Origin of the sequence: Psychrobacter sp. Choline-02u-9, assembly GCF_002836505.1 — a bacterium.
In the GTDB taxonomy this organism is placed as follows: Bacteria; Pseudomonadota; Gammaproteobacteria; order Pseudomonadales; family Moraxellaceae; genus Psychrobacter.
In genome coordinates this window covers 97,478-109,749 of sequence record NZ_PJBF01000042.1, presented here as the reverse complement: position 1 = coordinate 109,749, position 12,272 = coordinate 97,478, and the positions used below count along the sequence as shown (strand labels likewise).

Genomic DNA, 12,272 nt, shown 5'->3' with positions numbered 1-12,272 from the left:
TTACGTTATGTACTCTATTGTCTTTTTTATTGTGGGCGACGCGGCGTCACCGTTTTATTACCCGTTATCATCGACTTGATCAGGTTTTGCCTTTCCCAATAGCTCATGGCAATCGCAGAGATAATATGCAGCGGCACCAACAAGTATAAACTATTGGCCAGTATCTCATGAACTTCTTCAAGGACATCTTTACTGGCAAAAATGTTGGCTTCCATCAGATAGCCACTAATACCCAAGCCAATAATCACCGCCCATAACGCAAACATCATCAGGGCAGCCAATGGATTATGACCCAAATGCTGCTCGTCTGTGTGGCGAATACTCAAATCAGATAGGTGGTGCTTAATACGAGACGGCGTGGGGAAAAAGTCACTGAAACGTGCATAACGCGTCCCCACAAAGCCCCAAAGTAGACGGATAACCACTAGCCCCACCACGATATAACCGACATATTGATGCAGCTCACTACCTTCTTCGGTAAACAGCAAATTGGCAGTGATACCAGCCGCGACGGCCCAGTGAGTCACTCTAACCAAAGTGTCCCAAACTCGTACTTGTCGAGTTTTAGGAGTATTTGATAAAGACATATCAGGCTCGTGTGCCGGATTGCTTGTGCTATGTTGGGTCATGACCGTCACTCCTTTAATGGTTCGTTTGTTTTTGACGACATGATTGCTAAACATCGAATCTAGGCGAGATACCGCTAGTAGACTCGCCATCACATCGTTTGCTCTACCGCTATTACAACAAACAAACCTTAAGAGGAGCTTAGGAAACTAAGAATTCGAACTTTAAAGTAGTGAATAATCTACCTGACATTCATAGATAATTAAAAGTACATTTCAAAACAAGAAATTGAGCAGGCAAGACCACTATTGGCAATATAAATAATACATTTAAAATTTTAACCTGAAAATATATTTAGCATTAGCTCCGTAATAATATTGATAATGAAAATTATTATCAATATAATAACGATTTAAATTACATGCTGGAAATATTCATGCAATTGTCTCGCTTATCTGCTGCGTTATTTAATCTTTCGAATGTATCTGGTTCTTCTCTACGATTAGCATCTATACCTTCTAGATTGGTATCGACTAAATCCCTCTCTTTAAAGACACTATGCTCAACCTGTCTATCTACTTCTGTCATCGTATTAACAACGAGTCAATCGGCATGGGCACAGGCAGATGATGTAGATGCTCAAACCACTCCTAATGTGGTACTTGATACTATCGTCGTCACTAGTAGCGCTGATGCTTCAGCGGATGGATTGCCAGATGCTTATGAAGGTGGCCAAGTTGCGACCGGTAGCCGCGTCGGACTCTTGGGTAACCAAGACATCATGGATACGCCGTTCTCTACCACCTCATACACCAATGAATATATCACCAATCAGCAAGCCCAAAGTGTAGGCGATCTACTCAAAAAAGACCCAACCGTCCGCGTGGCAAGGGGTTTTGGTAACTTTCAAGAAGCCTACTTTATGCGCGGTTTCATCACCACATCAGATGACACCATGTACAATGGTCTATACGGCATCTTACCAAGACAGTACATTGCAACTGAATTGTTTGAACGGGTGGAAGTCCAACGCGGCGCTTCTGCCATGCTAAATGGTGCAGCACCCAGTGGCGGTAACGCAGGTGGTACAATCAATTTGCTACCGAAACGTGCTAGTAATGAGCCACTACGTGAAGTGACGCTTGGTTATGGTCAAGGTGACCAAGGTAAGGTCGCGGTAGATGTCAGTGATCGCTTTGGTAGCGATGATGCTATTGGTGTTCGTTTTAATGCTGCTTATCAAGATGGTGACAGTGCTATCGATGATGAGTCGTCGACTTTGGGTTTGGCGGCCCTCGGTTTGGATTATAGAGCGGATCAGTACCGACTATCAGCAGATTTAGGTTGGCAAGACAATAAGCTGTCAGAGACTCGTCCTAGTGTCAATCTTGGTGGGGTTTCTAGTGTACCAAATGCGCCAGACGGCTCAAAAAATTGGGCGCAGCCTTGGACCTACTCAGATGAAAAGGATGTCTTTGGTACGATCCGAGGAGAATATGACTTTAATGACAATATCACCGCTTATGGTGCTTACGGTGTGCGACGTGGTGATGAAGACAATTCTTTATCAGACCTCACAGTAACTAATAATGATGGCAGTGGCACTACCTCTCGATTTGATAATATTCGAGAAGATAAAGTCCAAAGCGCCGAGCTTGGTCTACGTGGTAAATTACAAACCGGTGAAGTGGCTCATAGCTTAGTGTTTGCCGCAAACCTCTATGATCAAGAAGAAAAAGGCGCTTATGCTTTTGATAGCGCACGCCCTACTAACTTATATAGTCCCACTAAGTATCGAGATAATACCTGGTCGAATAAGGCAGGTTTTGGCGGCAACTTAGACGATCCAAAATTAACCAATGAAAAGCAGTTCCAAAGCTTTGCGCTAGCAGACACCATATCGCTGTTCGATGACAAACTGAAAACCACCTTGGGTGTGCGTCATCAAAATATAAAAACCACCAGCTATGACTATAATACCCAAGCCAAAACAGCTAGCTATGATGAAAGCGCATGGACACCAAGCGTCGGTATCATTTATCAGCCAACGATGGACTGGTCTGTATATGGTAATTATATCGAAAGTCTAGCACCAGGAAAAAGAGCGCCTCTAACTAACGATAATGACGCTGTCACTAATGGTGGTCAAAATCTAGATCCGTACGTGAGTGAGCAAACTGAACTGGGTGTGAAATACGACAATGGTATGATTGGCAGTAGTCTCGCTGTCTTCCGAACTGATGAACCGCGTGCTTATATCAACAACTCAAATACGTTTACTGCTGCTGGAGAAAATCGTCATCAAGGTGTGGAGTTGACTGTCTTTGGTAGCCCAAGTGAAAACATGCGCCTCAATGCTGGTGTTACTTACTTAAGTGCTAAGCAAAAAGACACTGGTGATAGTGCATTAGATGGTAATCGAGTGATTGGTGTGCCTACCTTACAGAGCAATGTCAACCTAGAGTATGATTTAGCCGCCGTTGAAGGACTGACATTGACGGGTGATATTATCCACACAGGCTCTCGTTATTCGGATAATGCCAATACCTTAAAGGTTGATGGTTATACTACCTTAGACCTTGGTGCACGCTATCGCACTATGTTGGCAGGACAAGACGTTACTCTAAAAGGCATGGTAACCAATGTCACAGGTGAAGACTACTGGCAGTCAGTAGGCGGTTATTCAGATGCAGGCTATCTAAATGCAGGTGAACCAACGGCCTTAAAAGTATCGGCAACGTTCGATTTTTAAGATTTATTAGTAGGCTTTCTTAGGTTTTATAAAAGGGATTAGGCGCGACCTACTCCCTTTTCTGCTATCAAAAATTTATTTTATTACTGAGTTACTATGTCTTCTCGTACCACAGCGTCCTCTCGTACGACCGCTTCTTTATATCATATGATTTGGGCGAATTATCGTCTGCCTTTTCTCAAAGTCATTCTGCTAAATTTGGTCAATGCCGCTGTCAGCGTCGGTATTATTGCTTATATCAACCACACCTTTATTAGTCAGCCAGTATTTGACACTTTATCTTGGCTCAGCTTGGGGCAGTTTTCACTGCTAGTACTGTTACTGCTGGTGACGACATTTTTGTCGCAATATGCCTTAACGCGATTGGGACATCGATTTGTCTATGAGCTTAGAACAAAACTGGTCAAACAAATCATCGATACCACCGTTCCTCAGATAGATCATTTGGGTAGTGCACGCCTACTTGCCAGCTTATCCTCAGATATCCAATCGATTACCGTTGCTTTTGTCCGTATGCCAGAGCTAGTACAAGGTATTATTTTATCTGTTGGCGTTGGGCTATATCTGGGCTGGTTATCGTTGCCATTATTGTTCATTGTCATGTTTTGGATTGTGATGACGATTTGGATCAGTACCATATTGGTCAAGCATGTCTATACGCATTTGACCGAGTTGAGAGAGATTAATGACGCGTTATATCAGGATTATCAATCGATAATAGAAGGTCGCAAAGAGCTAGCACTTAACCAACACCGAGCAGAAAAACTGTATACAGATGATTTTTTGGCTCATGCCAAATCGTATGAAAAGACCGTAACCAAATCTGATACTTTTCATTTATCAGCGGTGAACTGGTCCAATATTATGATGTTCGCATCGATTGGTATCGTGTTTGCAGTAGCCAATTATCTCGATATTCCGATGGGGGTTGCCACTACTTTTTCTTTGACGATTTTGTTTATGCAGTCGCCGCTTCTACATGCGGTTGGTGCTTACCCAACATTGCAGACCGCTCAAGTTGCGCTAGAAAAGATACAGTCTTTAGAATTGGCCGAGCATCAGCCGAGCTTTGCGACAGACACGGTTGCACAGGACTGGCAGTCCATAACTCTAAATAATATCAATTATCGCTATGTAGGCAGTAGTAATAGCAATAGTAGTCATGCACCAGACACAGCAGTTAATGATAATGTTCAAAATAGCGATAACAGTGATAACAACCAAAACCCTGCCAATAATATCTTAAAATCCGTCAATTTAACGTTGCAACGAGGTGACGTGGTTTTCTTAATCGGTGCGAATGGTAGCGGTAAATCGACTCTTGCCAAAATCATTACTGGTATCTTTACCCCCACTACAGGGACGGTACAAGTCGATGGACAGAGCGTCGACTCAGAGAGCAATGCCGACTTTAGACAGCTGTTTTCTGCAATTTTTAGCGACCAGCATCTATTTAAGCAGCTGATTGGAGATCAAGGCAATGAGCCTGATACGGTTCTAGTGTCTGACTGGCTGCATAAGCTCAATCTACAAGAAAAAGTAAGTGTGTCTGACCATAAGCTCTCTACAGATAAGTTGTCGCAAGGTCAGCGCAAACGCTTGGCTATGCTAATCGCTGTCGCCGAACAAAAAGACATATTACTGCTCGATGAGTGGGCAGCCGACCAAGACCCTGCCTTTCGCCGCGTGTTTTACCAAACGCTCATCCCTGAGCTAAAAGCCATGGGTAAGACATTGTTTATTATTAGTCATGATGACGGTTATTTTGAGCATGCTGATCGATTATTACTGATGAAAGAAGGCCGTCTCATTGAGTTAAATGCCGAAGAGCGACAGCGTGCTAGCAAAGATGCCATTGCTATGCTTAAGTAAGCAATGCTTTAACTACTAGCATGGACCGAGCTATTTCAATCCCATAAAACGTTTGATCAACTTTAAGCTAAATGGCAGTTAATCTAAGCATTTTTTAAGCAAAAAAAGGAGCGCCTTACTATAAGGCGCTCTTTTACTATATAAGGAACAGCTGTATTCTGCTATGCGCTTATTTTAACCATTTCTGCAAAAACCCAACTCGAGAAATCACCAAGAAGTCTAATAGCGCGATAGCTATAATTGCAATAATAGCAGTCGGGAATATGATAGCCACAACTAATAATGGAATAGCAAGCGGCCACCAGACGGAAACATTTAAGCCGCGAGCTGGTGGGTTTAATCCCGCGCTATCGCGCGCATGACGAGGGCGACGCTGCCACCACATGATATAGCCACTGACACAAATAGCGATTACTGCTAGGCAAAATAGTACATTAGCCAATACGCTCCACCATCCGAGTGTGCCCATATGCAGCGCGATACCAGCCGCCATAAACTTACCAAACGCATTATAGTCATCAAAATGAATATCAGCTAAGACATTGCCCGAATAACGGTCGATATGTACTGTACGATCTGCTGTCGGACTTTTCATATCATAGCTCATTGAATCTTGGCTAATGGTCCAGACGCCTGTACTACCTTGTGGTAGGTTCAATTGATAACGCCCTACAAAACCGATTTCACGAGCGTAGCGATCCACTGTATCAATCATAATCGGGATATTAGCAGCGATACCATCTTTACCCATGGTCGTGCCTGACACAGGCATCGGCGTCAGCTCAAGCACCCAAGGAACTTCTTTGGTGTCGCTTGAGTTTAGAGCACTGCCATGCGTGGGTGCTTCAGTATGCGCTTCAGACGCTGCCGCACCATGTACATGCGGCGCTGGTGTAGACTCTTGCATAGCAGCGTGTTGACTGTGATCAATCGATACAGGAACAGGTGCAACGCCCCACTTACCCGCAGGAAACTGGCTCCATGCTTGCACCACTCTTTCGCCCCATACACCTGCCCATGCCATACCTGATATACAGAAAAACAGTAGCAGCACAGATATCCAACTACCCAATGTCGCATGAATCGTACGGATAAAAGAGCGCTTTTTCTTATTGGTTACCCTTTCGTTAGGTATCAACATCGCTTTGACTGATTTACGTTTTTGCCACCACAGATACCAACCAGACAAAATCATCAAAATAGTCAATGATGCCGCCGTTTCTAACAAATAATCACCGACTTTGCCAATCAGCAAATCACTGTGAATATCATTGAACGTACTATAAAGACCGCTACTGGTAGGCACACTTTGAACGATATCAGCCGTATAGGGGTTAACTGCCACCATATTGCTTTGGTCATCTGATTTTATCTGAAACAAAGCTACCGTATCGGTATCACGAGGAGCGATATATTTAACCAGTGTGCTATCAGGCAAGGTGCTCAGTGCGTTCTTTGCTTGAGTAGAGACAGGTGATTGAACTGTAGACTCTGGCACGACAACCGTTAAGCGGTCGTTGTCACGTCCTACTGAGTTGGACATAAACAGCATACCGAGCGCCGTTATCGCTAAGACAATTAAAAAGGGAGCAACAAAAATACCTGTATAAAAATGCCAACGCCACACTGTGAAATAGCGTTGGTTGTTGGTGGATTGGTTGGAGGGTGTGTCCATAAATGTGACCTTAAACAATCTTTGGTTGCTCAATGAACAACGTAAACCTATCGATAATAATGGTATATCTGCTTGCAAGACCAATCTTAAAGAATCTCAAAGCGAGCTAGAATAAAGCCGTACAGTGACGGCAATACAGCGATGTAAAAACTCTACTGTAAATAATTGTATTCAGAATGCTGCTGCATAATACGAGAAAAGTCTGACAAAAACCATCGTTTAAAATACATCGCTCAAAACAGTAAGTCTGTGTGACTCTATTCGCAATACTCTATCTTTAGCCTCTTATTAATAGTGCAAATACTTCTCAAAACTGTCTCGTTGTAATTTTTTAATGATAATAATTATCATTAGTGTTATTATTAGCGTCGTTATAAATTTGCTTTAACTGTTACCAATAATATTTAATCATTTTAGTCCAAGAGGAAATCTGATGCGGTCTCATCTAACCACTAACGTCATTCGCAAAAAATATCTCACCACAGCAGTACAAATTGGCCTGATCATGGGTATGAGTCACGCCGCTTACGCTGTAGAGACGACAAACAATACTGAAAACGATGAGGCTGCCACACCATCAGCCACCTTAGATGCTATTACCGTCTACTCAGATGGCTATCGTAGTACTGGCACCAAGACTGCATTGGACCCAAACGATGCGCCAATGAGCTATACCAGAATCGATCAAGACCTGTTGCAAAAGCGTCAGGCAGATAGCGTCAATGCTGCCCTACGTTATGAGCCAGGCGTAAGCTCTGAGAGCCGCGGTACAGTATCTGTCTTTGATGAGTACAATATCCGTGGGTTTAAGACCTATTCCAATTTTTATGACGGACTAAGACTGCCCTACGATGGCGCTTGGAATCTGATGCCACAAGTCGATGTCTATGCGACTGAAGCGGTAGAAGTCGTGAAAGGTCCTGCTTCATCCCTTTATGGCTATGCAGCACCCGGCGGTATGGTGAATCAAATAGCTAAAGCCCCTAAGAGCACTCAAGAAAATGAAGTACAGCTACGACTTGGTAATCAGAACCTAAAAGAAGTGGCCGTCGATAGTACAGGCCCAATCACGGACACCTTGGATTATCGATTTGTTGCGCTAAAACGCCAAAAAGATGGTCAAATGCAAACCACAGAAGAAGAGCGATTGCTGATTAATCCATCGCTTAAATGGCAAGCGACGGATGATGTCTCAGTACTTGCTAATCTGTTTTATCAAGATGATCCAGAGATGATACCTTCTACCCCATTGCCTGCTGTCGGCACCGTATATAAGGCAAGCTATGGCAAATTGGGCAGTGATGCCTATGCAGGCGATGACTGGAATAAGTTTAGTAAAGAAGTATTTATGCCAAGCGTCACCGTAAACTGGGATATCAATGACCAGTTAGCTTTTAAACATATCACGCGCTATACCGATGCCGAGGCGCAGCAACGCAATATGTATAACAGAGGGTTCATTGATGGTAGTGATAAGGTTTTGAAGCGTAGCGCCTACACTACTGATGAAAGTATGAACAACTGGACCACAGATAACCAATTGGCTTACCAATTCGATACTGCTAACACCTCACACAATCTACTGTTCGGTGTTGAGTATCAAGAGACAGACAGCACGGTGAGTTATCGAGATACGCTAGACAGCAAAGATTTACCTATTGATCTATCTAAACCTAGCTTTTCTCAAATTAGTACTGACATGCTACCACTGGATACCTATTATCAGAAAGATGATATTGAACAAAGCCAGCTTGGACTCTATGTGCAGGATGAAATGAGGTGGCAAGACTGGACAGTGGTGGCAGGCCTACGCCATGACGATTTTAAAAGTACCAATGAGCAAAGATCAAGCTATCTAGGTACACCTGGCGAAAAAACTATTATTAACGATGCCAAGGAAACTAGTGGTCGTTTTGCTGCTATCTATGACTTTGGTAATGGTCTATCACCGTTTGCTAGCTACTCAGAATCTTTTCAGCCCGTTGTTGGTAGCAACTTTATTACTAATGAACCTTTTGAACCAAGCACTGCTGATCAGCTCGAAGCTGGCTTCAAATATCTTTCTCCAGACCGTGCCACTCAAGGGACGCTTGCCGTATTTGATATCACACAGAAAAATGTCATAGTAACCAACCCCGCTAATTCTCAACAAAAAGTTCAAACCGGTGAAATTGAATCAAAAGGCTTTGAGATATCAGGCAGTCGTATGCTTAATGACTGGGTAGATCTCGCGGCAAGCTACAGCTACACCGATGCTGAGATCACAGAAGATGAGTTCAACCCTGATATAGTCGGTAATACCCCTGCTCAAACTGCCAAACACAAAGCCACGCTATGGGCAGACTACTATGCTACAGACAAACTCACTCTCAATGCTGGTGTTCGCTATGAAGATGGTATGCAGATTGACAAGCAAAACTCAGATGAACTGCCAAGTGTGACGCTGGTAGATGTCGGAGGCAGCTATCAGATAAACCCTATGCTGGCTGTGGGTGCTAGTATCAACAATCTGTTTGATAAGACCTATGTTGGTGCTTGTTACGACATCAATAACTGCTGGATGGGCCCTGAACGTCAAATGTCAGTCAGCCTAAAAGCCAATTTTTAATCAAATTTACAAGCAGCGGGTTGGTTCTATTAGTAAGCTAACCCCTAACCCGCTGTTAGAAGGAAAGCACAATATGGCAAAACCTACTCCAAGAGTACTAGAAGTTATTGGCACTAGATACATTACGCCAAATATGTGCCGTGTCACGCTTGGCGGTGCTGGCATGGTTGATTTTCCTATCGATCAAGAAAGTGCTTATATCAAACTGATATTCCCTCAAGATGCAGGTAGCCGCCCACTGATGCGCACTTATACGGTGAGCGTGCAACGTGATGGCGAAATAGATGTTGATTTTGCTTTACATGAGACGGAAGGGCCCGCATCGGCATGGGCACGTAATGCGCAAGTCGGTGATCAGATTCTGATAGGTGGTCCAGGGCCAAAAAAGCTCATTAACAATGAAGCGGATTGGTTTTTATTAGTCGGCGATATGACTGCGCTACCAGCGATTACGGTCAACTTAGCCCAGTTGCCTACTGAGGCTCGTGGTTACGCAGTACTTGAAGTGACGACTGAGGCAGATCGTCAGACACTCAAAAAACCAGAGAACGTCGAGATACATTGGGTGATTAATGCGCATCCAAATGCAGACGATAGACCTTTACTGGACTGTGTTAAATCATTGAACTGGCTTGATGGTCAACCTGCTGTTTGGGCAGCTTGTGAGTTCCATAGTATGCGTGCACTGCGCCAGTACTTCAAAGTTGAGCGCGCGGTACCAAAGACGCATTTATATGTTTCTAGCTACTGGAAAGTCGATAGCACAGAGGATCAGCATAAAATCGTCAAAAGTCAGGATGCACAAACGGAAGATCAGTAGTTACGTATTTCGAAACAAAAAAGGTGGGGCTAATATTAGCCCCACCTTTTTTTATCAATCATTATCTATCACGCTTCGACCACCTTCCCCTCTTTTACTCGACTAATCGTCAGCCCCGTGAACCCGAATAGTAGCGTCAGTAGCAGTGACAAATAACAGAAGAATGCATAAGGTAGATAGTCTAATACCGGTACCCCTAACGCCTGACTGATAAACACCCCGCACACACTCCAAGGCACTAATGGATTAATCACCGTTCCCGCATCTTCAATCGTCCGAGACAAATTCTTAGGATGTAAGTTCAAGCGCTCAAACGTCGAACGAAACGCCGTACCTGATAGTAGAATACTCAAGTACTGCTCACCAATCAGCACGTTAATGCTCAGTGCCGACATCGCTGCGGCGAATATCGCTCGGCCTGATGTCGTCAATGTGTCCTTAATACCAGATAGCAGTGCTGGCAGAATACCCAGTGCCGTTAATAGACCACCTAAGCTTAATGCCAGTATCACAATCGCCTGGGTAAAGAACATACTCTGTACACCGCCACGCGACAGCATACCACCTACCTCACCTAGCTCCAATGACTCAGCAGGAGCGTAGCCTGCAAATAGATAGCCACCTAATTGACCAAAGCTTGGTGAACTGTGTACATAAGTAATGATTAGTGCCGCAGCAATAGTACAGATAATCGTATAGATCGCATTGACCCGAAACAGGGCTAACCCCACCAATACCACAAAGGGTAATACCGAATACCCATGTACCAAACCACTATCTATCAATTGTCCTTGTAGCATGGTTACTTGACTTAGATCAGCGCTAGTCGTCTGTCCTGAGAACATCCAAAACAAGATCACCGTCAATATCCATGCAGGTACTGTCGTATACATCATATTACGAATGTGCTCAAACAGATCGATACCTACGACAGAGGACGCAATCGTACAAGTATCAGACAAGGGCGACATCTTATCACCAAAGAACGCCCCTGAAACCACTGCCCCTGCTGCTATCGCCACATTGGCATCGAAAGCATTACTCATACCAATAAACGCCACGCCCAAAGTAGCTGCAGTCGTCAAACTACTGCCTAGAGCAATACCGATAATAGAGGTTAAGATAAAGGCAGAGATATAGTAGTACTCAGGTGAGATCAGCTGAAAGCCTACATACATCAGTGTGGGAATCGCACCCGACATCATCAAAGCCGCAACCATCAGTCCAATAAAGAAGAATAGGTAGATGGCACCGATACCACGCATGACACCTGAGGCCATTTGCGCTTGCATGTCATCAAAGCTGAGTCCTTTATACATACCGATAGCCAGTAGCACACAGATAGCCAATATAAGAGACAGGTGCGGCACCCAGCCAAAGCCAATCATGGTGATGCCCATGATACCGATGACGATGGCGGATATAATAAAGGCGAGCTTGGCACTGATTAATGTGAGGGGTTTTGGTGGCATGACACATCCTTAAAATGCCAGTAAATACTGGCACTAGATTGGGTTTTATTTTAATTTTGATTGTGAAAGTATGATTGAAGTGATTTGCTAATGAGGAAACCTATTACTTGCTCAGTAAGTCATCGGTCTTAGCTGCCATGACGAAATCATTGCGATGCAAACCCTTGATACTATGCGACCACCAAGTGACCGTAGCCTTACCCCACTCTACCAATATACCCGGATGATGTCCTTCTGCTTCAGCGATTTCTGCCAGTTGATTGGCAAATGCCATTGCTGAGACGAAGTTTTTAAATTTGTACTGACGCTGCAATTGCTGAATACCATCCACCTCAATTAGTGACCAATCAGGAATTTGCGGTAATAATTCTTTTGCTTCGGCTTCATCGACTTTCGGTGCGCCAATGCGGCAAGCTTCGCAGCTATTTTGTGATAACGCTGTCATAATAAAATCCTTTTATAGTGGCTGTTTTCGATGTCAGTTTTTAATGGTTGTTTTGATAGCT

General features: G+C 43.9%; 8 protein-coding genes. 4 read left to right on the top strand and 4 right to left on the bottom strand.

The window, feature by feature from the left end; all coding sequences use genetic code 11:
- Nucleotides 1–26 precede the first annotated feature (26 nt).
- Nucleotides 27–629 (bottom strand): cytochrome b/b6 domain-containing protein, encoded by a 603-nt coding sequence (locus tag CXF69_RS04060; RefSeq protein ID WP_058025436.1) that lies wholly within the window; start codon nucleotides 627–629, stop codon nucleotides 27–29.
- A 374-nt stretch (nucleotides 630–1,003) separates the two neighbouring features.
- On the opposite strand from CXF69_RS04060, the gene CXF69_RS04055 reads away from it, so the two are divergent.
- Both CXF69_RS04055 and CXF69_RS04050 read left to right on the top strand, forming a co-directional pair.
- Nucleotides 1,004–3,319 carry a TonB-dependent receptor gene (locus CXF69_RS04055; protein ID WP_102078448.1) on the top strand — a complete coding sequence of 772 codons (2,316 nt, stop codon included), beginning with the start codon at nucleotides 1,004–1,006 and terminating at the stop codon, nucleotides 3,317–3,319.
- 96 nt (nucleotides 3,320–3,415) lie between these two features.
- Nucleotides 3,416–5,191 carry a multidrug ABC transporter permease/ATP-binding protein gene (locus CXF69_RS04050; protein WP_101204489.1) on the top strand — a complete coding sequence of 592 codons (1,776 nt, stop codon included), beginning with the start codon at nucleotides 3,416–3,418 and terminating at the stop codon, nucleotides 5,189–5,191.
- A 169-nt stretch (nucleotides 5,192–5,360) separates the two neighbouring features.
- On the opposite strand, the gene CXF69_RS04045 is transcribed toward CXF69_RS04050, so the two are convergent.
- Nucleotides 5,361–6,866, bottom strand: a complete 1,506-nt coding sequence (locus CXF69_RS04045; protein WP_102078449.1) for a PepSY-associated TM helix domain-containing protein — start codon at nucleotides 6,864–6,866, stop codon at nucleotides 5,361–5,363.
- Between the two features lie 433 nt (nucleotides 6,867–7,299).
- Here CXF69_RS04045 and CXF69_RS04040 point away from each other — a divergent pair, with 433 nt between their 5' ends.
- Both CXF69_RS04040 and CXF69_RS04035 read left to right on the top strand, forming a co-directional pair.
- Nucleotides 7,300–9,474 carry a TonB-dependent siderophore receptor gene (locus CXF69_RS04040; protein WP_102078450.1) on the top strand — a complete coding sequence of 725 codons (2,175 nt, stop codon included), beginning with the start codon at nucleotides 7,300–7,302 and terminating at the stop codon, nucleotides 9,472–9,474.
- A gap of 73 nt (nucleotides 9,475–9,547) precedes the next feature.
- Nucleotides 9,548–10,294 carry a siderophore-interacting protein gene (locus tag CXF69_RS04035; protein ID WP_101204486.1) on the top strand — a complete coding sequence of 249 codons (747 nt, stop codon included), beginning with the start codon at nucleotides 9,548–9,550 and terminating at the stop codon, nucleotides 10,292–10,294.
- Nucleotides 10,295–10,362: 68 nt separating this feature from the next.
- Here the strand turns inward: CXF69_RS04035 and CXF69_RS04030 are convergent, their stop codons facing one another.
- Entirely contained in the window at nucleotides 10,363–11,766 is a 1,404-nt protein-coding gene (locus tag CXF69_RS04030) for a Na+/H+ antiporter NhaC family protein (RefSeq protein ID WP_101204485.1), read from the bottom strand.
- Nucleotides 11,767–11,869: 103 nt separating this feature from the next.
- The gene (locus CXF69_RS04025) at nucleotides 11,870–12,211 is read right to left on the bottom strand and encodes a 4a-hydroxytetrahydrobiopterin dehydratase (RefSeq protein WP_101204484.1); all 342 of its coding nucleotides are present in this window, start codon (nucleotides 12,209–12,211) and stop codon (nucleotides 11,870–11,872) included.
- Between the last annotated feature and the right edge of the window lie 61 nt (nucleotides 12,212–12,272).